Source organism: Acinetobacter sp. CY73 (genome assembly GCF_059515865.1).
The window spans coordinates 30,138-52,886 of the sequence record NZ_JCAKMZ010000003.1; the positions used below are offsets into that span (position 1 = coordinate 30,138).

Here is a 22,749-nt window from a genome sequence, read left to right on the forward strand (position 1 = left end):
CTGTTCTAAGATAAGTAATAGAGCATTAAACAATTCCAATATATAAAAGGTAAATAAATAGATAACGTCCGATTTTTGCAATGGAGACAATCCATAAAAATCGGACGAAATTTTCTTTCATCAATCCTGCAATCAAAGTGATTGGGTCTCCAATAATAGGCACCCAACTCAACAGCAAAGACCAAAATCCATATTTATGGTAAATATTTTGCGCTTGATTCAATTTACCTTCGGAGACAGGAAACCATTTCTTATCTTTAAACTTCTCTATCTTTAGCCCAAGATACCAATTCACACAAGAACCTAAAATATTTCCAAGGCTTGCCACAGCAATCAGGATCAACGCCGAGTATTGAGCCTGAATAAGCAGCCCGACAAGAACAGCCTCCGACTGGAGAGGCAACAGTGTGGCAGCCCCCAAAGCACAAATAAATAGAAAGAATAAACTCAGCATTAAAGCCCTAATTTTTTCTTAGTAGATTTATATTCATAAATAGACCACACAATCCCAACGATCAAAAGCCCATAACGACTTAAATCATAACGCTGTGTCAAAGGGCGAATCACTTCTCGTAGGATAGATTGGTGTTTGGTTGCCAACTCTGTTACCACAGATTGAATATGAACTGCTTCAGTAATGAGCAACAATAAACACCCGACTAAGCCCAAAAGAATACCAGCATAGATGCGTGGATTAGTCTCAATCATCTTCGTAAGGTTTAAAATAAATGTTTTCATAAGGCGTTTACTCAATAAAAAACCACCATTGCGGTGGTTTAACTCTTCACTTTTATCTTATCACAACTCTTTTAACACTGTTATTTCACACTCATATTGGATAGTGCTTTATCCACCGCAGGGCGTTGCTTTAAGCGTTCAAAATATCCTTTAACATTTGGAAATTCATCAAGATTTATTCCCTGCCACTCATAGCGCATTAACCAAGGGAAAATGGCAATATCTGCAATTGAATAATCACCTGCGACATAATCTTGACCAATTAGCTGGCGATCGAGTACCCCATACAGTCTTTTAGTTTCAGCTTGATAACGCTCAATGGCATACGGAATTTTTTCAGGAGCAAACTGACTAAAATGATGATTTTGACCTAACATTGGTCCGAATCCCCCCATTTGCCACATCAACCATTGCTCTACTTCGACACGCTGTTGCTCATCCTGAGGATAGAACAGCCCAGTCTTACGACCTAAATATTGCAGGATAGCGCCAGACTCAAAGATGGAAATCGCTTCACCTCGAGGACCTTGCTGATCGACAATGGCTGGAATTTTATTATTGGGAGAAATTTTTAAAAAATCAGGTTGAAACTGGTCATTCTCTAAAATATTAATTGGATACACTTGATAATCCAAACCCATTTCTTCTAATGCAATCCTAATTTTAAGCCCATTGGGTGTTCCCCAATAATATAAATCGATCATTTGCCTTTTTTACTCCATTCACCATTTCGGTGCTCTGCTAGACAACATAATAGAACTCTGATGAAACAACAAGGACGTTTTATACACATATTATTAACCATATGCGCAAATGCACCAACTCTATCCTTATTTTTTCAAAAATTTTTAAAATTGATCACTTGAAATTTTTCACCCAGATCACATATTTATTTTGAGCAAGATTGAGCTGAGACTACATGCTTCATTTGTAGTGATTCACTCGTTTGCTTACTGTTGATGCTTAGCATGACAGGCTGATTTCTTATTTTTATGACTTTGCTAAATATAGAAGGTTCTAATCATGAGCAATTTAAACTTAAACCCACTTTTCCGTCGTAGTATTGGTTTTGATCGTTTGCATGACTTTTTCGATTATGCAATGCAAAGTGATACCCCGAATTATCCGCCATATAATATTGAAAAACACGGTGAAAATCGCTATCGAATTATTGTTGCCACAGCAGGTTTCAATCAAAGTGAATTAAACCTCAGCATTGAAAATCAATTACTCACGATTTCAGGAAAACCTGATGCATTGCAAAATGAGTCAACTGAGTATTTGCACAAAGGCATCGCACGTCGCTCTTTTAAGTTATCACTTCGTTTAGATGAGCATATTGAAGTGCAACAAGCTGATTATAAAAATGGTTTACTTATTATTGATTTAGAACGGATTATTCCTGAAGAAAAGTTACCGCGTGAAATTCCGATTGGTAAAAAGCTTCTTTTAGAATCTAAAGATCAAACTGAGAAAACAGTTCAATCAGATTAACTTCAACCTAAAAATATCAAACTCTATGTTTGAACATAAAAAAAGCCCTGCAATTGCAGGGCTTTTTTTATGTCATAAACGTATGTTATTTTTTCTTTTTCGGTCCAATTAACATACCCATTTGACGACCTTCCATTTTTGGTGATTGTTCAATCACACCAAATTCAGCTACATCTGCTTCAATTTTTTGCAATTGAGCTAAACCTAACTGTTGGTGAGCCATTTCACGACCACGGAAACGTAGAGTAATTTTAACTTTGTTACCCTCTTCTAAGAAACGAAGAATGGCACGCAGCTTGATGTTGTAATCACCAACGTCTGTACCAGGACGTAACTTGATTTCTTTCACCTGAACTTGATGCTGCTTTTTCTTCGCATCTTTTTGCTTTTGCTTCAGATCAAATAAATGTTTGTTAAAGTCCATGATTTTACAAACAGGTGGCTCTGCATTCGCTACGATCTCTACAAGATCAAGCTCAACTTCTTCCGCAGCACGCAATGCTTCAGCCAAAGAAACGATGCCCTTTTGCTCTCCTTCAGCACCAACGAGACGTACTTCTTTTGCACGGATCTCGTCATTTAATGCAGGACGATTGCTTTTAGCACCTTGTTGTTGGTTACGGTCAGGCTGTTTAATCTTTCTTACTCCACAATATACCGGCCGCGTTCGGCTACGGCTGCTTTCACTAAGTCAACGAAGGCATCAATTGACATAGTACCTAAATTTGTTCCAGAGCGAGTACGTACGTTTACTGTACCTTCCTCAACTTCACGGTCTCCAAGAACCAATAAGTAAGGAATACGCTCTAATGTACGCTCACGAATCTTAAAGCCGATCTTCTCATTTCTCAAGTCTGAAATCGCTCGAATGCCATTTTCTTGCAGTTTAGCGACCACTGACCCACATGCTTCTGCTTGAGAATCGGTAATATTCATGACGCATGCTTGGACTGGCGCCAACCATGGTGGCATAAAGCCTGCGTAATGTTCAATAAGTATACCAATAAAACGCTCGAAACTGCCAAGAATTGCACGATGCAACATCACAGGATGATCACGATCGTTATCTTCAGTGACAAAAGATGCATCTAAACGTACTGGCAAGTTAAAGTCACACTGTATTGTACCGCACTGCCAGATACGACCTAAACAATCTTTTAAAGAAAATTCAATTTTTGGACCGTAGAATGCACCTTCACCCGGTTGTAGATCCCATTCAAGCCCTGCAGCATCTAAAGCATCCGCCAAAGATTTTTCAGCGACATCCCAAAGTTTGTCATCACCCACACGTTTTTCAGGACGTGTAGACAATTTCATTTGAACGTCTTCAAAACCAAAGTCTTTATATACATCTAAAGTCAATTGAATGAAGTCTGCTACTTCTTGACCAATTTGTTCAGTGGTACAGAAAATGTGTGCATCATCTTGCGTAAAACCACGAACACGCATAATCCCGTGTAGAGAACCTGATGGTTCGTTACGATGACATGAACCGAATTCTGCCAAACGAATTGGAAGATCACGGTAAGACTTTAAACCTTGGTTGAACACTTGTACGTGACAAGGACAGTTCATGGGTTTAATGGCATAGTTACGGTTTTCAGAATGCGTGGTAAACATGCCATCAGCATAGTTTGCAGCATGACCTGACTTTTCCCAAAGGGTAAAATCAACCACCTGTGGTGTACGAATTTCTTGGTAGCCATTGTCTTGCTGGATTTTACGCATGTATTGTTCTAATACTTGGTAAATGGTCCAACCATTTGGATGCCAGAACACCATACCTGGTGCTTCTTCTTGCATATGGAACAAGTCTAAAGCTTTACCAATTTTACGATGGTCACGCTTTTCAGCTTCTTCAATACGTTTTACATAAGCAGCTAACTGTTTTTTGTCTGCCCAAGCTGTACCATAAATACGTTGAAGCTGTTCATTTTTCGCATCACCACGCCAGTATGCACCTGACATTTTGGTGAGTTTAAATGATTTTAAGAATTTAGTGTTTGGTACGTGTGGACCACGGCACATATCGACATATTCTTGATGATAGTACAGACCCATTTGAGTCTCGTTCGGCATATCATCAATCAAACGTAATTTATAATCTTCGCCACGTGCTTTGAACACTTCGATCACTTCAGCACGCGGTGTCATTTTTTTAATAACATCGTAATCTTCATCGATCAGCTTTTTCATGCGTGCTTCGATGGCTGCGAAATCGTCTAATGTAAATGGTTTTTCGCTGAAGATGTCGTAATAGAAACCTTCTTCGATCACAGGACCAATCACCATTTTTGCTTCAGGGAACAATTGCTTAACAGCATGACCCACTAAATGTGCGCAAGAGTGACGAATAATTTCGACACCTTCATCATCTTTAGGCGTGATGATTTGTAGTGTTGAATCTTCTGTAATGAGATCAGACGCATCAACAAGACGGTCATTTACACGACCTGCGACTGTATTTTTTGCTAGACCTGGTCCGATGCTGAGCGCAACGTCCATCACTGAAACCGCTTGATCAAATTGCTTTTGATCACCGTTTGGCAAAGTAATAATTGGCATAAAAAATCCTTAAGGAGTGATGCCCCGTACCATAGGGCATGTCACCGCGAGATTATGATCGAGGAAATCCTCAAAAGATAAAATCGGTGCAACCAAAATAATGTGCGAAAATTTTACACCCTTATTCATTTTTTATAAACCATTCACTAAAATTTAACAGTGATCTCATCCAAAATATGACAATATTCTCAAAACTATATTTTTTATAACAACGAACAACAACTTTTGATTGAGATCACAATGAATATTAAACCTAAATTTAGATTCAATGCATTGCTTACATCCTTAATAACAACTTCTCTATTATTGAGCGCATGCGGCGGTGGCGGGGATGACCTATCGTTTACAGATAACCTTGATCAAAACCAAGCAATTGAGTGTGTGAATGGCATACCGAAAAATTTAAAAACCAAGGGGCAAGGTATTCTTTCAGAAGAATTATTTGAACTTGAAAATGATCGTCAACAAAATGGTAAGCCAATTGTATTTTTCCTATCCAGCTTTCTAGATCAAGGTGTTTGGTATCAAAAAGTCAGTCAATTGATTCCCAATCAAGTCCCAAATAGTTTTAGCGAATTTGATTCTGCTTATCAAATTTCTCCAAACATACTGACCACTCAATTTAAACAGCAGGTGGGGTCTACAGGCTTTCCGCTTGGCTATGTATTATCGCAAAACAAGGAAGCGTTGCAAGTTGTTCCATTTAGCGATAGTTGTAATACTCAAACCGAACGTCAAATTGCGATGCATTTAAAATCAATCGACGTCAGCGGTAAAAAAATTGCAGATTTATTTGCTTACTACGAAAAAAACTCGAATCAAAATGAACGTTTAATTAATTCTGAACTTTATCAGATGATATCCTCCGATAGCGAACTCAATCCAAAGCTTTTGAAAAGCAATGCAATCTTCCCTGCCAATGCTAAAATTTATTACATCGATCAAGAGATTTATAATCAACCAATTATGGATTTCCATGACAAAAGCATTACTCAATATCGTAATTTAAATGAATATATCAGTGATAATAAACACCAACTTCCAAGTGGATTTAGCTGGAAATCGGATCAATTCTCAGGTCAAAACGTAGTCTACCCAGTGGACACTAAAACTGGAAAATATGCGTATTTGCAAAATGATGACATTTATCCAGCAGTTCAATACAACGGAAAGATTTATGCAGGTGAAGGTGTAATTCCAGGGAACTTTATTGAATACTCAAAAGATGATCCTGATGAAGCGATCGATATGTATACCACCTACTTCAATAAAGTTGCAGCTCAAGCTTTTGCGGATGCATTGAAATAATTTACTTGAAAAATTAGTTTCCTAAATAAGGCCACAAATATGTGGCTTTATTTTCATATCCCTCAATCCGTGCATTGTCCTAGATTTAGAAAACAGCTTATTGAGATTCTTGCTAAAACTAAATCCTTGTCATGGCATACTAAATACGCATTTTTTGATATTTTTAATTGAGATCATAATCTGATATCCATGAATGAATGGATACAACCCAAAATAACTTATCCTCTAAAAATAACATATTGATTCATCAACACTTTAGATCTATTTAATTTTACCCCCCCAAAATATATAGGCAGGTCACATGCAAGCACATCCGCTCATTTCATTTGATTCATTAGACGTTTTAAAACCGGCTTATGCACTCGCAGCCAATGTTGATCTGGTGGTTTTAAGATTAGCCGAGGATGACCCCGAACAAGTTGTGGTCATGTATGGGCGTTGTCAACATCGTGGCGCACTCATGTCTGATGCGCATATTCAAGGCGATAAACTTGTCTGCGGTTTACATGGCTCGCATTATAATTTCAAGACCGGAATCAACCCGCGCTATATCACCAAAAACTTACAGAAATTTAAAGCTTGGATTGAAAATGGTCAGGTTTATGTTGATCTTGAAGAAATTGCAGCATGGGAAGAAAAACATCCGCAAAATATAAAACGAGATCAGTATCAGGGCTTATATGCAGATTCACAGCCTGCACCTGAAGAGCCGCATAATCGATTCATTTTAGAACTGGCAAAACATGGCTTAAGCAAATTTGGACATCATGGTCCAACTGCGTCAATGGGCGTACCTTTTGATCAGCTTCCAAAATGGGAAGACATTCAACTGGTGACAGCTCAACTGTGGAAAATTCCCCTTTTAGATGATGCTCATGTCTCTACAGAAGTGATCATCGGCAAAAATGCAAAAAAGCCACTGAAATTAGATATTCCACTTTTTGTTTCTGACATGAGCTTTGGCGCATTGTCACAAGAAGCTAAAGTTGCATTAGCACAAGGCGCCGAACTTGCAGGCACAGGTATTTGTTCAGGTGAAGGCGGTATGCTGGATGATGAACAAGCATCAAACTCCAAATACTTCTATGAGCTGGCTTCAGGACGTTTCGGCTATGACATCGAAAAAGTAAAAAAATGTCAGGCTTTCCATTTTAAAGGGGGTCAAGCAGCGAAGACAGGAACAGGTGGTCACTTACCTGGACATAAAGTCGTTGGCAAAATTGCTGAAGTGCGCGGTTTACCTGAAGGTCAAGCGGCAATCTCCCCTGCGACATTCCCAGACTGGACTGAACTTGCTCAATATAAAGCTTTTGCAGACTATATCCGCGAAGAAACAGGTGGCATCCCGATTGGTTTCAAACTCTCAGCCCAGCATATTGAACGTGACATTGACGCAGCACTCAGTATCGGTGTGGATTATATTATTTTAGATGGCCGTGGTGGCGGTACAGGCGCGGCTCCAACGCTGTTCCGTGACAATATCTCAGTACCCACGATTCCAGCTTTAGCACGTGCACGTCGTCATTTAGATCGTTTGGGTCGCCGTGATATTAGTTTGGTGATCACCGGCGGTCTGCGTGTGCCAGCAGACTTCATCAAAGCCTTAGCTCTTGGTGCAGATGCGATTGCTGTCTCTAACTCAGCAATGCAAGCCATTGGCTGTTTAGGTATGCGTGCATGTCAAACCAATGACTGTCCTGTTGGTATTGCAACGCAACAAGATCATTTACGCCGTCGCTTAGAAATTGAAAAATCAGCACAACAATTGGCAAATTTCTTTAATGCTTCGACTGAACTGATGAAAGTCATGGCGCGTGCATGTGGTCATCATCACTTAAATCAATTTAACTTAAGTGATTTAACCACTTGGAAAAAAGAGATCAGCGAGTTAACTGGGATTGAATACGGCGGTATCCGTTAAAATCATCCTGATATACAAGACCTGCTAAAGTCTATTCATTTAAATGGGTAGGCTTTCCTTTAGACCCTACAATTATTTTTGATTTAAGTTGCCTGATTGATAATTGATACAAAATCCCACTAAAACACACCAGTGACGAAATAACACACGACTAAAGCATAAAGGACTTTTTGATAAAAAATTCTTATCTTGTAGCAAGGAAGAATAATTATACTTTTGGAGAAACACCATGGTCAGTGCTTATGATGAATTACCACGTACACCAGCGAATTTTGTTGCTTTATCCCCTTTGCGCTATTTAGAACGTGCTGCATACATCTACCCTGATCAAGCTGCCATTATTCATGGACAGCGTCGTATTACGTGGCGTGATAAATACAATCGCTGTCGCCAATTTGCGCATCAACTGCAAAATCTCGGCATTAAAAAGAACGATACTGTTTCCGTACTTCTTCCTAACGTTCCTGCGATGCTGGAAGCACACTTTGCTGTTCCCATGTCAGGTGCTGTTCTCAATACATTAAATACTCGCTTAGATGCCAAAACTTTAGCGTTTATGCTCGAACATGCAGAATCAAAAGTGCTGTTGGTCGATCCTGAATTTTCAGTACTTGCACAAGAAGCATTGGCACTCATTGACCAAGATATTTATGTGATTGATGTTGCTGATACTGAATATGAAAATCATGCCACGACTGCTTTGATCGGTCAGATAGAGTATGAAAAATGGCTCAAAGGTGGTGACAGTAACTTTGAATGGCATTTACCACAAGATGAATGGGATGCCATCAGTTTAAGCTATACCTCGGGTACAACAGGCAACCCGAAGGGCGTGGTTTATCATCATCGTGGGGCTTATATCAATGCAGCCAGCAATATCATTGCCTGCGGTATGACCCCTCGTGCGACTTATCTTTGGACGCTGCCACTGTTCCACTGTAATGGTTGGTGTTTTGGCTGGACAATGGCAGCCAATGGCGGCACCAACATCTGTTTACGCAAGGTTGACCCTGAGTTAATTTTCAAACTGATTGCTGAGCATAAAGTCGATTATTTCTGTGGTGCACCGATTGTCCTTTCCATGATGATCAATGCGCCAAAAGATAAACAAATCAAAATTGAGCATCGAGTAGAAGTCATGGTTGCAGGTGCTGCACCTCCAGCAGCAATCATTGAAGGCATGCGTAATCTCGGTGTGAATGTCACCCACGTTTATGGTTTAACCGAAACCTACGGCCCATCTGCGCTTTGTGCTTCTCAAGCGGGTTGGAGCGACCTTTCTATTCAGGAACAGGCTCAACTCCATTCGCGTCAAGGTGTACCTTATCCGCTACAAGACGGCATGAAAGTACTAGACCCTGACACCATGCAGCCTGTTCCCAACGATGGAACGACCATGGGCGAAATCATGTTCCGTGGAAACATCGTCATGAAAGGCTATTTGAAAAATAAACAAGCCACTGAAGAAGCCTTTGCAGGCGGATGGTTCCACACAGGTGACTTAGCGGTGAGTCAGCCTGATGGTTATGCAAAAATTACGGATCGCTCAAAAGATGTGATCATTTCAGGTGGTGAAAATATTTCATCCTTAGAAGTTGAAGAAGTCCTTTATCAACATCCAGCAGTGATGACAGCTGCCGTCGTTGCAAAACCTGATCCACGCTGGCAAGAAGTACCCTGTGCATTTATCGAACTCAAGCAAGGGGCTGAAGCAACCCCTGAAGAGATTATTGAGCATTGCAAACAACATCTCGCGCGCTTTAAAGTACCTAAAGATGTGGTTATTACTGAAATTCCAAAAACATCGACAGGAAAACTACAAAAATTCGTTCTGCGTGAATGGGCAAAAGAGCGCTCAGTCGGTGAATTCACCTAAGTGATCAAAATCTGATGAAAGGCTAATTTTCCTTAAAATAAAAAGCGACCGATTGGGTCGCTTTTTATTTTATCGTCTTGAAATTAATTTTTTAGGAATAAAATACGGATTCAGTTTCAAGATGTAATAAGGGTTTAATCACAATCGCTTGACGACAAATACCCTCAACTGCGCGTTGTTGCTCAAAAATATCAGCAGGCATGGCTTCAAAAGAATCAAAAAATTGAACTTCAAGCTCATCAATGTCATAGATCAGGGAATGGTTACCAATACCATCCAAGGTGTCGTAATACACGATTACCCAAGCACCTTGTTGTACTTCATTCAGAAGCTCAGAATAACCCAGTGCGGGTTGAACCTGAATATTCATCTTTTGTGCAGCTTGATATAGAGCAGGTTCATTTTCATGCTGATCCAAATCCTCATCGGTATGGAACAACACATTGAAGCCTAATCGTTTCAATCCCACTGCCAATCCAATGCCAAAGGTTCCAACCTCAGAATCATAGTTTAAAATTTCAAGTAGCTGACTAAATGCGATCTCTATTTCACAATGCTGTAATACCATCCACACTGCAAATACACCGCAGTTTGACTCCAGATTCTGTAACTCTTGGGGTATGACTATACTCATGTCAGGGCTCATATGGGCTGGTCATTATGATTGCTTCATTCATACCTTTAGCTCACTGAATAAAGATTCAACTTAGCTTCGATGCAAATCTAAATCAGTTGACTAAAAAATGCAGTGCAATTTTAAAAGGTTTGAAATGTAAAAAAGCGACCAAAGTCGCTGAATTACAGAGCTCAACATACTTAAAATTTAAGCATATCAGCAGATGAAATAGATTATGAATTTTCTGAAATCAGTGCAACTTGCTGTACATAATTGGTTAAATTCAATTTGGACTGTGCAACGGCTTCTTCGCCCAACTGCTGCTTAATATCACGTTGAATACGCAAAATATGTTGGCGAATAGGATGATGCTCAGCTGCATTATACATTTTCATGAATTCTTTAATCGCAGGATCACCTTGTGCAATCATACGATCAACCCAACGATGTAACTGCGCTGTCTTCTTTAAACCTTGTTGAGGGGTTAAATAAGACAAAATCACCGATTCATCCTCATTACGCAATAATTTACCAATGCGTAAAAATTGACGACGACGAGCCTCTCCCGATGTGATCAATTGGACATCTAGAATTGCTTCGATTAAGCGCTCTTCCACAGGAAGACTGAGGATTTTCTTTTTCGGCAACTCAGCGAGTTGCGCCCCTAAAGCAGCCATGCGTTGCACAGCTTTCTTTTGTTCGGTTTTACTTGCACGCCCTTCTAAAGAATCAAAATCATCTTCAGTAAAACGTTGCGATCGACGTGCCACGATTATTCAGCCTCGTAAAATTTTGCTGCGAATAATGCCTGAATCTCAGACAAAGCTTTTTCTTCGTCCGCTCCTTCAACCACTAAACGTAAAGTTGTACCTTTGCCTGCACCAAGCATCAGCAATGACATGATATTTTTGGCATCAACTAATTTATCGCCTTTACCAATTTGAATCGAACTACGAAACTTGGTAGTAACTTCGATGAGCTTGCCAGATGCACGCGCATGTAATCCTAATTTGTTAATAACGTCAATAGTTGTGTCAATCATGACCAGTGCTTCATTTCTCTATGCAAGACTTGAATAGACCATTTTGCCTCAAGAGCCTTTTTCAGTCTATCTACAATATATACAGAACGATGTTGACCGCCCGTACACCCAATAGAAATCGTAATATAATGACGATGCCCTTCCGCAAAGGCAGGCAGCCATTTATTTAAAAATTGATGTAAATCATTATACATCTCATTGGTTTGCTCAAATGAATCTAAGAAAAGTTGCACAGGCTCATCTAAACCTGAATATTTTCTGAGTTCATTGTCCCAATGTGGATTTGGCAAATGACGCACATCAAAAATAAAATCTGCGTCTAAAGGAATGCCATGCTTGTATCCAAATGATTGTAAAATCACGATCAGATTATCAACCTGACCCAATTTGGATAATAAAGTATCTTTTAAGTCATGAACACTTTTATCTGAAGTATCGATCTGAACAGTAGCTTTATGTTGAATGGGGCGAAGTAATGATTTTTCTTCTTGGATACACTCATTCAAGCTTTTAAAGCGACTAGCCAAAGGATGTGGACGGCGTGATGCGCTAAAACGTGCAATCAGCTCCTGATCCTTGGTGGTCAAATAGATAACATCAACAGCGCCATGTTTTTGCAACTGTTCAAAAACCTGATCAAACTCTTGCAAATCAGCTCGGGTGCTACGGACATCTACACCCAAAGCCAACTGTTCTAAATTATTTTCTTGATCCAACTTACCAACAATTTCAGGGAGTAAAGCCAAAGGCAAATTATCAATACAGTAATATCCAAGGTCTTCAAGTACCTGCAAAGCAGATGACTTACCTGATCCAGATTGTCCTGTAACAATAAGAATGCGCTTCATGAAATCTCCATAAAAAATGCGTTAAGCTTTGAAATTCACCTGTAAATTATCAATCAAACGTGTTTTACCAATTTTTGCTGCCACAAATAACACGACATTTTGATCAAAGTTTTCCACTGCTTGAAGCATCGGTGTACGCGCTTCAACATAATCAACAACGAAACCAGCAGTGGTTAATTCAGCTTTAATTTTAGCTAATACGTTATTGAGATTTTCGCCAGCACGAAGACTTGCTTCAGCCGCTTTTAGAGATTGATAAATCACAGGAGCAGTTTGACGATGCTCTTCTGATAAATAACCATTGCGTGAACTGAGTGCCAAACCATCTTCCGCACGTGTAATTGGCACACCAATCACTTCAATGGGCATGTTCAAGTCTTGAACCATTTGCTTAATCACGGCCAATTGCTGAAAATCTTTTTGCCCAAAGAAGGCGAAGTTTGGCTGAACAATATTAAATAACTTGGTGACAACCACAGCAACGCCATCAAAGTGCCCTGGACGCTGCGCACCACACAGATCATTGGTGATTTGGCTCACGCTGATATTGGTCAGGCGTGGCTTTCCTGTACCATACATTTGTTCAACTGAAGGCGCAAAAACGATGTCACAACCGACATCAGCCAGTAGATTACTGTCTTGCTCTAACGTGCGTGGATAACTGTCATAATCTTCATTGGGTCCAAATTGAATTGGATTGACGAAAATACTTACAACCACAACATCACAAAGCTTTCTTGCCTCACGTACAAGATTCAAATGACCCTGATGCAAGTTACCCATTGTAGGTACAAAACCGATCGTTTTACGCGTTTGACGAGCACTGCTTAATGATGCAGTTAATCCATGTATTGTTGTTTCAGTTTTCATTCTTTACAGCTCAACTTCTTCGCATTTGACGACTTAGAGTTCGACTTGAAATGTATGTTCTTTCGCAGGGAAAGACTGATCTTGTACCGCAACATGATACGCTTTAATCGCATCAAGAATCGCAGTTTCACCGGATTGTTCTTTCATAAAGTTACGGACGAAACGTGCGACTCGACCAAAATTTAGACCTAACATGTCTTGAACAACCAGCACTTGACCATCCGTATCCGCACCAGCACCAATACCAATCACGGGTACATGTGGGAACAGCTCCGTAATCTCTTTCCCCATTTGTGCAGGGACACATTCTAGTAAGAGCACAGCAGCACCCGCTTCTACTACCGCTTTACAATCCGCAATCAATTGATCCGCTGCATCGCGTGTTTTCGCTTGTAATTTATAACCACCAAAGACATGGACAGATTGAGGCGTTAGCCCCAGATGCACACACACAGGAATACCATTACGCGTCAGGGTTTGTACCGTTTCGCTCAGCCAAGCACCCCCTTCAATTTTGACCATTTGCGCGCCAGCTTGCATCACTGTTTTCGCATTGACTAATGCATCATTCAAAGTCGCGTAGCTCATGAACGGCAAATCCGTCATGATAAATGAATGCTGATTGGTACGACGTACTGCTGCGGTGTGGTACGCCATATCTGCAACATTAACGGGTAATGTCGAGTCATGACCTTGAATGGTCATACCCAAAGAATCACCAATTAAGATCGAATCAATTTCGGCAAGTTCCATTGCCTTTGCCATGCTTGCGTCATAACACGTTAGACATGAAAATCTGCGACCTTGCTGTTTGAATTGTCTTAAATCGCTTAGACTAATCATGACGATGTCCTCTAAAATTGTTCTTTCGAACATTTAAAATGAAATATTGACCCAAGTTGCATCTGCGAGCACAGTCAAATCACTCTGTTGCACGATGTCTAAATCTTTGATCGAATGATCGTTTACAACTAAATTTGGATCAAGATCTAACAGTGGAATCAAAACAAAATCACGTTCTAGTACGCCCACATGTGGAACGGTCAAACGTTCATTCTGTATCTGCTGTTGTCCATATATCAGTAAGTCTAAATCTAAAGTTCTCTCACCCCAATGACGTAGGCGTACCCGACCTGACTCTTGCTCAAATTGCTGTAGTTGATCAAGCAAATCGAGCGGCGCTAACTCAGTGGTCAATGCAACCACAGCATTATGATAATTGGGCTGATCCTGCGGTCCCATCGGAGAACTTTGATAAAGCTTGGAGGCTTTCACTGTCCCTAAGGTTGCAAGCTTATGGTAAGCCTCAGCCAAAATTTGCTGAGAATCCCCTAAATTACTACCTAAACCAATGTACGTAAGCTGACTCATTGTGTAGGACCAAAAACCACTTCTTTTAAATCACGTTGAACACGACGACGCTTTAATATCGGGTGATCTGCATGAATCGTACCCGGTGCAACAGCTACTTGTGACGCTGAACGTCCTTGACCATTACGATGATTCTCATACGGTTGATTTGCAGGTTTACGCGGACGACGCGTTCTAGACTCAGACTCTTTCACTAAAGGTTCGATACGAGCAGAAACAGTTTCTTCAGGTGGTTGCTCTGTCGTCACTGTTTTTCGACGACTCTTGGTACGTTGACGATTATATTGCGCAATTACGCGCTCTTTTTCATCACGTGACATGACCTGATAAGCATCCCACCAAGATCCCATGCCTTGTGTCGAATCATCACCCGATTTTTCGCGTAATAGCATAAAATCAAAACCAGCACGGAATCGTGCATGACTTGATAATGCTTCAATTTGCTGTGGTTTTGGATTCAATAAACGGGTTTGCATTTCCCAAACTTCACGAATAAATGTTTCCGCGAAGCGTGGGATAATGGTGCGCGTGGCTTGAAGTTTCAGGACGTCTAATCCCGCTTGAGCTCTAGCTTCAGCAGCAACCATGCCTTTACTTAAATTCGCAGCACAACGCTCTAAGAAAGGCTGCCATAACAACACTGCATAGAAAAATGCAGGGTTAATCGTTTTACCCACCTGAATACGTTGATCAGTATTTTTAGCTGCACGCTCGATAAATTGATTGGTTTTCGGGGGTAATTCGGCAAATAACTGCTTCCAAATACCAAATTCAATCAACATCGGTAGCACACGATGCAAATGCCCCATCGTAAATAATTTTTGTGACTCATCGTATAAACGGTGCGGAGAAACATCACGTAAAAGTTGAGTCAATTCTGGGGTGAAAACTTTAAGAATTTCAGGTGCAATTTTAAAATTTAATTTTGCAGCGAATCTTAAAGTACGCAACATACGCACTGGATCTTCTTCAAAACGTAATAACGGATCGCCCAATAAACGTAAGGTTCGAGATTGAATATCTTCTATTGCATTACAAAAATCCAGCACAATGCCTTTACGTGGTTGGTAATACATGGCATTGATCGAAAAATCACGGCGAACGAAATCTTGTTCAATCGTACCCCAGTTATTATCGCGTAAAATCATACCAGCGGCAGACGTCACGGCTTTTTTAGGGGGAGCACGGAATGTCGCCACTTCAATCAGTTCACGCCCAGAATAGACATGTGCTAATTCAAAGCGACGACCGATAATACGGCAACGACGTCCAAAGACTTCCTTAATTTGCGAAGGTGTTGCGTTGGTTACTGCATCAAAATCCTTAGGTTCAAGCCCAAGCATTAAATCACGCACCCCACCACCGACTATATAAGCGTCATAGCCAGCTTTAGTTAATGAATCGATGACATCTAAAATGTAAGAAGGTAATTGAGTGGTGGATAATCCACACTTTGACGCGTGCAAAGTTTGCAAAAGACGCTGTCTCCTACGTCAGGACGTAAAAATCATAATTGTGCTAATCATATATCTAACACAATCAAAGGGCAATTTGATTATCCCAATCTATCGTATATTCTTCAGTCACCAGCTAAAACATCTAAACTATAAATAACCCTACTTTTCAGGTTATAAGCTTAGCAGCGCCTTATTCTTTTCTAAAAGTTTAGGTCCTATCCCCTTCACATTTTTAAGTTCATCAATACTTTTAAAGCCCCCATTCTTTTGGCGATATTCAATAATCGCTAATGCTTTTTTCTCACCAACACCATGAAGCTGTTGTAGCTCTGATACGGGTGCAGAGTTTAACTTGACTTTTCCACCCGCTAAATGCTGTGTTGATTTTGAGGATGAGCCTTTACTCGAAGTCGTGGGTCTGGACAGATAGTGATTCGGTTGGCTTTTAGCCAGTTGAGCATCCTTCGCCTCTTGCTCGGCTTTCCACTGTAAATATTGGCGATCAAATTGCTGAGCATGCCCAAAGATAGGAATACTCAAAGCCACAATAAAAGAAAGTAGAGAAAATAACTTAAGTTGAAGGATTTTCATAAGATACCTGTACAAGACTATGTTTATTTTTAAGTTCAGCTTGTTGTTTTAAAAATTGTTTTGCCTGATCCCAAAGTTGATCCATTTCTTCTAAACTCATCTGTTCCAAGTTCTTATTTTGTCGGATCGCTTGGTCTTCGATATAGCTAAATCTGGATTTAAACTTGTGAATTGTACTTAACAACGCCATTTCACTGGACACATTGAGTTTACGACCAACATTGATTAAAGAAAATAAACAATCACCAAACTCATCCTGCATTTCATCGGAATTATTATTCAGTACAGCTTGACGTAGCTCACCTAACTCTTCTTCTAGTTTTTGATAAGCATCTTCGGCATGTTTAAAATCAAAACCAATTTTTGCCACATTTTTTTGAATTTGCTCAGCTTGTATCATCGCTGGACCATGCTTTATTTCATCCAATCGAGATTTCGGCTGATCTTTTTTTTCATCCGCTTTAATCAGCTTCCAAAGCTCAGCAACCTCATTTTCACTCAATTGATTAAACTCATCTGGTTGAAACACATGAGGATGTCTTCGAATGAGTTTCTCAGAAATACTTTCAACCACATCATTAAAATCAAATGCACCTTGCTCACTATACATTTGCGCTTGAAAAACCACCTGCAACAGTAAATCCCCCAATTCCTCCTTAATATGTTGTGCATCACCAGATCGCACCGCATCTTCAACTTCATACGCTTCTTCGATCGCATAACGCGTTAGACTCATTGGCGTTTGAGCTTGATCCCATGGACATTTTTCTCTTAATGTTTGCATGATGTTTAGTAGTTTTTCCATTAAAGAAACCTCTCATAAAACCTGTAGATACAATGCTTAAATCATTTGCTTAAAGCCAATGCTCGTTTTATGCTCAGAACAACAAGTCAAAACAACAATGCAATAAACAAGGACATTTAAATGACACAGAGTATTTTCATCAGTGGGTCAGCACAAGGTATCGGTGCAGCAGTTGCAAAATTATTTTATAAAAAAGGCTATAAAGTCGGTATTTATGACATCAATGCTGTTCAAGCGCAGAATTTAGCATCTGAATTAGGGGCAAATGCTAAAGCAGGATTACTCGATGTCGCCGATTATGAAAATTGGCAAAAATCATTACAAGAGTTCAGTGACTGGGCTGGCGAAATCAATATTCTGGTCAATAATGCAGGGATTCTGTATTCAGGTGCTTTCGAAGCTACGGACATTCAAGCGCATCATCGAACCATTAATATCAATGTGAATGGCGTACTTAATGGTTGTCATGCCGCATTTCCTTATCTTAAAAATGCTTCTTTTGCTCGAGTTATTAACCTTTCTTCAGCTTCAGCTATATATGGCCAAGCAGATTTAGTGTCTTATTCGGCAAGCAAGTTTGCGGTGCGTTCGATCACTGAAGGTTTAGATGTCGAATGGGAAAAATATGGAATCCGAGTTTTAGATGTCATGCCACTCTTTGTGCAAACAGCAATGGTAAAAGATATGGATGCAGGAACGATTCAAAATATGGGGGTTAATCTCACGCCGGATGATGTTGCAGAGCAAATCTTTAAAACTGTGATACTGAAAGATTCAATTTTTACTGCGACTCATCATACTGTTGGTCTCAAAGCCGAAGCCATGTTTCACCTCTCTCGCATGAGTCCTCAATTTATAAATAGATTGAGCAATTTATTTTTAAGTAAAAAGAAATGACAACTTCGTCACATTTATGTAATATTCTCTCGCCCTCCAGGGCTTTTAATAACAATGCGTTACTTATGAGAATATAAAATGAAAAAAATGATTACTTTGGCTCTTGCTACAGCGCTTACATCGACAGCATTTGCAAACTCTACGAGCGAGACACAGAGTTTAACAAAGCAACATACCACTGCTGAACTTAAGGCAATGGACTGCGCAACACTTGCTGTTGAAAAAGCGAATGCTAAGCGTAACCTAGAAGCTGCTGATAAAAACATTGCAACGGCAGCAACTCAAACTCCAGGTAAGTCTTTGAGCAAATGGGCTGGTATGGCTGGTAGTGCACTGTCTACATTTGGTGGTAACTCTGAAAAAGCGACTAAAATGGGGCAAGTTGCGAACAGCGTAGCGGGTGAGAAAGATACTTCTGAAGCGGGTAATGTTCAATTACAACAGCAAATCAAAGCAGCATCGCAAGCTAACGTTGACAATATTGGTATCTACCAAGGTTCTAAGAAATGCAAGATCTAAGTCTTAATTAATATTTTGACTTTCATCAGTATTTAAAAAGCCTGCAATTGCAGGCTTTTTAAATTTCAAATGATTCTTCGACTTTAAAACAAAAATTTGAATTAATTACCCTGAACTAAACGTCTCGCACTGATAATGCCAGGTTGCTGCTCCAGACGAGCCAACAAACGCGATAATTGGGCTAAGCCTTTAACCTCAATCAATAATTTCATATTCGCGATACCATCCATTTCAGAAATGGTATTCACCTGACGAATATTAATTTGATCTGAGAAAATCACCTGCGTTAAATCTTTAAGCAAACCACGTCGATCATAAGCCTCAACCACGATTTGCACACTTTGACCACGTGTGGGTTGCATTTCCCAATCCGCCTCAACAGCACGTTCAGGCTCATGTGAGATCATGCGCACATAATCGGCGCATGCAACTTTATGGATACTCACACCACGATTCAATGTGATATACCCTGCGATTGACTCACCATGCACAGGCTGACAACATTGTGCAATATGCAATTCAACATTATCTAGACCATCAATTAAAATCCCATGTGCAGACAAAGTATGGCTTGCACGTGGATTTAAAGTCGGCTTCAACACCAGTTCAGGTTCATCCTGATCCAAGTGCATATGACGATTCACTTGATTCATCAGTGCGTGCAAACTAATATCGCCACTCACCAATGAAACTAAAATATCCTCACCTGTTTTGACATTAAAATGATTACAGTAATCATTCAGGTCAATACTCTTTGGGTGAATCGCAAGACGTGAAAGCTCTTTTGCAAGCAATTCACGCCCCACTTCAAGATTCTTACTACGATCTTGTTGTCTAAACCAATGACGTAATTTATCTCTTGCTCGCGCAGTTTTAATATAACCTAAAGAGTTTACTAACCAATCACGATTTGGTTCACGATCTTTCTTGGTTAAAATTTCAACCTGCTCACCTGTTTTCAATGTATAGGTCAGTGGAACATAGCGTTGGTTCACTCGTGCGGCATAGCACTTATTCCCAACTTCAGTATGTACGTGATAAGCAAAATCTAGAACCGTCGAATTACGTGGCAATTCTTTGATATCACCATCGCGACTAAAGACATAAATTTTCTCAAAGTCTTCAAAATCTTGAAGCTGATCAAAATTCTCTGTGTCATCCTCATTGGGATGACCACTTGACTCATTACGCTCTTGATAATGTTCGAGCACTGAACGCAAAGAATGTAAGCGATGATTAAAGGAGTAATCGGTTGCTTTCGAGCCTTCTTTATAATTGAAATGCGAACACACCCCAAGCTCGGCTTCATTATGCATTTCATGCGTACGAATCTGAATTTCTAAAGATTTATTTTCCGCAATCACCGCTGTATGCAATGAACGATAGCCATTGGCTTTAGGATTAGTAATGTAGTCATCAAATTGATGTGGAATATGGCGCCAAATCTGATGAACAATACCGAGTGTGTGATAACACTCAGGCACTTGTTTGACCAATACACGTAAAGCGCGAATATCGTAAAGCTGATCAAAACTTAAATTCTTGCTTTTCATTTTTCGATAAATCGAATAAATATGCTTCACTCGACCAGAGATTTCAGCTTCAATACCGTGATCTAAAAGCTCATTCTTGAGACGATCAACCACAAACTGAATATATTGTTCACGCTCTAAACGCTTTTCATTGAGCAATGATGCAATTTCTTTATAACGTTCTGGTGCAAGATAACGGAAGGCTAAATCTTCGAGCTCCCACTTTAACTGCGCAATCCCTAGACGATGCGCTAAAGGTGAATAAATCGTTAGAATTTCACGTGCTACTCGTTCTTGACGTTCACGTGATGCATCAGCCAACTCACGAAGTGCCAAAGTACGTTCAGCCAACTTAATCAATACAACACGAACATCTTCAGTGACAGAGATCAGCATCTTATAGATACCGGTCAAATGCTCACGTTGGTTGTTATTAAAGTGATCCTCTAAACGCTTATTTTTCTCAATCAATTCAGAAAGTTTACCCATCGCCAAAGTTCCTTTGACGAGGTTATACACATTTTCACCAAATGATTTTTTAATTTCTTCAAGCGAGGTAATGCCTTCACGGACACTACGATAAAGCATTGCCGCCGAAAGCGTATCTTCGTCTACATGTAAATGCGCAAGAATATCCGCCATTCCCAGGCCTGTGGCAAAGGTATTGGTCTTATGATTTAGCGTCGACTCAAGTTCCTTTTGTAGTACCGACTGAGCTACTTTTTCTAGTTGTTTAAGTTCTATACCGTCCAAAATAACACGCGCACGGTCTAGCCAAGTTGCTAGTCCCAATTGCGCTTCAGCGGCATGTTCTACAGACGTTTCCTCAGACAACTCAGTGAGTCGTCCAGGCAACTGTTCACGTACTGTGACCATACCCTTCTCCTATCAATCTACTCTTCATTATTCTCAATCAAATACTTAACTTTTTTCAAATAAAGCAATAGATTCAACATGTCCCGTGTGGGTAAACATATCCATTACACCTGTTTTTTTAAGTTCATATCCATATTGAACCAAAATACCAGCGTCTCTTGCTAATGTAGCAGGATTACAAGAAACATAAACTATTCTTTTTGCACCAAAATTAGGTACATAGTTCATAATTTCTTCTGCCCCAGCACGAGGCGGATCAATTAACAGTGCATCAAAGCCTTGATTTGCCCAAGAATGTTGCGAAAAGTCTTGTGTTAAATCTTGCGAGTAAAATTTAACATTGGTGATGCCGTTTTTCAGTGCATTTTCTGTACCGCGACTCACCATCTCTTCACTCCCTTCCACCCCTACAACAAGCCCTTCGCTACCCACTTTACGCGCCAATGGTAGAGAAAAATTACCTAAACCACAGAACAAGTCGAGCACTCTTTCACCTGACTTTAACTGTAGCAATTCACATGCCATCTTTATCATTTGGGCATTGACTGTTGGATTAACTTGGGTAAAATCTGTTGGCTTAAACGAAAATTTAATATCAAATTCATGTAATTGATAATGCAAACGCATTTCCGCTTGAGCATCATCTATACGATGTAAGCTCTCTATTCCTTTCGGCTGCAAATACAATTGCCACTGTTTATCTAACGCAAATTTCTTTAATCGGTTGACATCATCTTGATTCAATTTATTGATATGACGGACCAATAGAGCAGTATCCTCATCTCCCTTGGCTAATTCTATATGACCAATGTCGGATTTGCCTTTTAGACTTTCGAGTAATGCGCGTAGCTCAGGAAGTGCTTGATCTAGCCCTTGATTTAATATTTTACACGTTTGAATATCAGTGAGTCGGTTACTTTGCGCTTCTCGAAAACCCATCAGTAATTTATTTTTGTTGGGAATATAACGAATGCCAATACGGGCTTTATGACGATAATCGGATCGTAATGAAAGAATGGGCGCTAACCACTCCCGTGGTTGAATTCCTGCAAAATGTTCTAAATGTGATTTGAGCACGTCTTGCTTTACGCGAATTTGCTCGTCGGTGTGAATGTGTTGCATGCTACATCCACCACACGATCCAAAATGTGGGCAGATTGGATCGACACGATATGGACTGGGTTCACTCACCAATTGCACACAATCTGCTTCTTCTAATTTTTTGGCTTGATGCGTAATTTGAGCTTCGACAGTTTCTCCAGGTAAAGCATAACGGATAAATACTTTCTTACCTTGCTTGTCCTTTGGATGATCTGTCCCTTCCGTATAGTGTGCGATCCCTCGCCCCTCATGTGAGATTCTCTCAACTTGAAAAGTATAACGTGGAAGTTGAGATGGGCGAGATGGAGCTCTATGTTTCAAA

General features: G+C 40.1%; 23 protein-coding genes. 6 read left to right on the forward strand and 17 right to left on the reverse strand.

What is annotated here, in order from left to right; genetic code table 11:
* Nucleotides 1–25: 25 nt before the first annotated feature.
* The 3 genes from AC5YD2_RS02730 to AC5YD2_RS02740 all read right to left on the reverse strand — a co-directional run bounded on the left by AC5YD2_RS02730 (nucleotide 26) and on the right by AC5YD2_RS02740 (nucleotide 1,442).
* A complete protein-coding gene (locus AC5YD2_RS02730; RefSeq protein ID WP_496124838.1) occupies nucleotides 26–454 on the reverse strand; it encodes a YqaA family protein in 429 nt (142 codons plus the stop codon).
* A complete protein-coding gene (locus AC5YD2_RS02735) occupies nucleotides 454–738 on the reverse strand; it encodes a hypothetical protein (RefSeq protein ID WP_496124839.1) in 285 nt (94 codons plus the stop codon). The genes AC5YD2_RS02730 and AC5YD2_RS02735 overlap by 1 nt, the downstream gene beginning before the upstream one ends.
* Before the next feature lie 80 nt (nucleotides 739–818).
* Nucleotides 819–1,442: a glutathione S-transferase family protein gene (locus tag AC5YD2_RS02740; RefSeq protein WP_496124840.1), complete on the reverse strand. Its 624-nt coding sequence runs from the start codon at nucleotides 1,440–1,442 to the stop codon at nucleotides 819–821.
* A 319-nt stretch (nucleotides 1,443–1,761) separates the two neighbouring features.
* On the opposite strand from AC5YD2_RS02740, the gene AC5YD2_RS02745 reads away from it, so the two are divergent.
* Nucleotides 1,762–2,232 (forward strand): Hsp20 family protein, encoded by a 471-nt coding sequence (locus tag AC5YD2_RS02745; RefSeq protein ID WP_496124841.1) that lies wholly within the window; start codon nucleotides 1,762–1,764, stop codon nucleotides 2,230–2,232.
* 85 nt (nucleotides 2,233–2,317) lie between these two features.
* Here AC5YD2_RS02745 and infC read toward each other — a convergent pair whose 3' ends face one another.
* Both infC and thrS read right to left on the reverse strand, forming a co-directional pair.
* On the reverse strand, nucleotides 2,318–2,869 hold the full coding sequence (gene infC, locus AC5YD2_RS02750) for a translation initiation factor IF-3 (protein WP_496124948.1): 552 nt from the start codon (nucleotides 2,867–2,869) through the stop codon (nucleotides 2,318–2,320).
* A 5-nt stretch (nucleotides 2,870–2,874) separates the two neighbouring features.
* Entirely contained in the window at nucleotides 2,875–4,797 is a 1,923-nt protein-coding gene (thrS, locus tag AC5YD2_RS02755) for a threonine--tRNA ligase (protein WP_496124842.1), read from the reverse strand.
* Nucleotides 4,798–5,037: 240 nt separating this feature from the next.
* On the opposite strand from thrS, the gene AC5YD2_RS02760 reads away from it, so the two are divergent.
* The 3 genes from AC5YD2_RS02760 to AC5YD2_RS02770 all read left to right on the forward strand — a co-directional run bounded on the left by AC5YD2_RS02760 (nucleotide 5,038) and on the right by AC5YD2_RS02770 (nucleotide 9,902).
* Nucleotides 5,038–6,105 (forward strand): hypothetical protein, encoded by a 1,068-nt coding sequence (locus AC5YD2_RS02760; protein ID WP_496124843.1) that lies wholly within the window; start codon nucleotides 5,038–5,040, stop codon nucleotides 6,103–6,105.
* A 301-nt stretch (nucleotides 6,106–6,406) separates the two neighbouring features.
* The gene (locus tag AC5YD2_RS02765) at nucleotides 6,407–8,026 is read left to right on the forward strand and encodes a glutamate synthase-related protein (protein ID WP_496124844.1); all 1,620 of its coding nucleotides are present in this window, start codon (nucleotides 6,407–6,409) and stop codon (nucleotides 8,024–8,026) included.
* A 229-nt stretch (nucleotides 8,027–8,255) separates the two neighbouring features.
* Nucleotides 8,256–9,902: an acyl-CoA synthetase gene (locus tag AC5YD2_RS02770; protein ID WP_496124845.1), complete on the forward strand. Its 1,647-nt coding sequence runs from the start codon at nucleotides 8,256–8,258 to the stop codon at nucleotides 9,900–9,902.
* A 91-nt stretch (nucleotides 9,903–9,993) separates the two neighbouring features.
* On the opposite strand, the gene AC5YD2_RS02775 is transcribed toward AC5YD2_RS02770, so the two are convergent.
* The 10 genes from AC5YD2_RS02775 to mazG all read right to left on the reverse strand — a co-directional run bounded on the left by AC5YD2_RS02775 (nucleotide 9,994) and on the right by mazG (nucleotide 17,502).
* Nucleotides 9,994–10,536 (reverse strand): cysteine peptidase family C39 domain-containing protein, encoded by a 543-nt coding sequence (locus AC5YD2_RS02775; RefSeq protein ID WP_496124846.1) that lies wholly within the window; start codon nucleotides 10,534–10,536, stop codon nucleotides 9,994–9,996.
* Nucleotides 10,537–10,751: 215 nt separating this feature from the next.
* Nucleotides 10,752–11,288: a ribosome biogenesis factor YjgA gene (gene yjgA, locus AC5YD2_RS02780; protein WP_496124847.1), complete on the reverse strand. Its 537-nt coding sequence runs from the start codon at nucleotides 11,286–11,288 to the stop codon at nucleotides 10,752–10,754.
* Nucleotides 11,289–11,290: 2 nt separating this feature from the next.
* Nucleotides 11,291–11,560 (reverse strand): HPr family phosphocarrier protein, encoded by a 270-nt coding sequence (locus AC5YD2_RS02785; RefSeq protein WP_496124848.1) that lies wholly within the window; start codon nucleotides 11,558–11,560, stop codon nucleotides 11,291–11,293.
* The gene (rapZ, locus tag AC5YD2_RS02790) at nucleotides 11,557–12,408 is read right to left on the reverse strand and encodes an RNase adapter RapZ (protein WP_496124849.1); all 852 of its coding nucleotides are present in this window, start codon (nucleotides 12,406–12,408) and stop codon (nucleotides 11,557–11,559) included. The genes AC5YD2_RS02785 and rapZ overlap by 4 nt, the downstream gene beginning before the upstream one ends.
* A gap of 21 nt (nucleotides 12,409–12,429) precedes the next feature.
* The gene (gene panC / locus AC5YD2_RS02795; RefSeq protein ID WP_496124850.1) at nucleotides 12,430–13,278 is read right to left on the reverse strand and encodes a pantoate--beta-alanine ligase; all 849 of its coding nucleotides are present in this window, start codon (nucleotides 13,276–13,278) and stop codon (nucleotides 12,430–12,432) included.
* 33 nt (nucleotides 13,279–13,311) lie between these two features.
* Nucleotides 13,312–14,121: a 3-methyl-2-oxobutanoate hydroxymethyltransferase gene (gene panB, locus AC5YD2_RS02800; protein WP_496124851.1), complete on the reverse strand. Its 810-nt coding sequence runs from the start codon at nucleotides 14,119–14,121 to the stop codon at nucleotides 13,312–13,314.
* Between the two features lie 33 nt (nucleotides 14,122–14,154).
* Nucleotides 14,155–14,649, reverse strand: a complete 495-nt coding sequence (gene folK, locus AC5YD2_RS02805) for a 2-amino-4-hydroxy-6-hydroxymethyldihydropteridine diphosphokinase (protein ID WP_496124852.1) — start codon at nucleotides 14,647–14,649, stop codon at nucleotides 14,155–14,157.
* Entirely contained in the window at nucleotides 14,646–16,124 is a 1,479-nt protein-coding gene (gene pcnB, locus AC5YD2_RS02810; RefSeq protein WP_496124853.1) for a polynucleotide adenylyltransferase PcnB, read from the reverse strand. Before pcnB ends, folK begins: the two co-directional genes overlap by 4 nt.
* A gap of 153 nt (nucleotides 16,125–16,277) precedes the next feature.
* Nucleotides 16,278–16,697, reverse strand: a complete 420-nt coding sequence (locus AC5YD2_RS02815; protein WP_496124854.1) for a ComEA family DNA-binding protein — start codon at nucleotides 16,695–16,697, stop codon at nucleotides 16,278–16,280.
* Nucleotides 16,678–17,502: a nucleoside triphosphate pyrophosphohydrolase gene (gene mazG, locus AC5YD2_RS02820; RefSeq protein ID WP_496124855.1), complete on the reverse strand. Its 825-nt coding sequence runs from the start codon at nucleotides 17,500–17,502 to the stop codon at nucleotides 16,678–16,680. Before mazG ends, AC5YD2_RS02815 begins: the two co-directional genes overlap by 20 nt.
* A gap of 120 nt (nucleotides 17,503–17,622) precedes the next feature.
* Here mazG and AC5YD2_RS02825 point away from each other — a divergent pair, with 120 nt between their 5' ends.
* Complete coding sequence (locus AC5YD2_RS02825) at nucleotides 17,623–18,399, forward strand: SDR family oxidoreductase (protein WP_496124856.1); 777 nt, start codon at nucleotides 17,623–17,625, stop codon at nucleotides 18,397–18,399.
* 78 nt (nucleotides 18,400–18,477) lie between these two features.
* Nucleotides 18,478–18,918 (forward strand): hypothetical protein, encoded by a 441-nt coding sequence (locus tag AC5YD2_RS02830; RefSeq protein ID WP_496124857.1) that lies wholly within the window; start codon nucleotides 18,478–18,480, stop codon nucleotides 18,916–18,918.
* A gap of 101 nt (nucleotides 18,919–19,019) precedes the next feature.
* On the opposite strand, the gene AC5YD2_RS02835 is transcribed toward AC5YD2_RS02830, so the two are convergent.
* Together AC5YD2_RS02835 and rlmD are read right to left on the reverse strand one after the other, a co-directional pair.
* Nucleotides 19,020–21,326 (reverse strand): RelA/SpoT family protein, encoded by a 2,307-nt coding sequence (locus tag AC5YD2_RS02835; protein ID WP_496124858.1) that lies wholly within the window; start codon nucleotides 21,324–21,326, stop codon nucleotides 19,020–19,022.
* A 45-nt stretch (nucleotides 21,327–21,371) separates the two neighbouring features.
* Nucleotides 21,372–22,748, reverse strand: coding sequence for a 23S rRNA (uracil(1939)-C(5))-methyltransferase RlmD (gene rlmD, locus AC5YD2_RS02840; RefSeq protein WP_496124859.1), 1,377 nt, complete (start codon nucleotides 22,746–22,748; stop codon nucleotides 21,372–21,374).
* Between the last annotated feature and the right edge of the window lies 1 nt (nucleotide 22,749).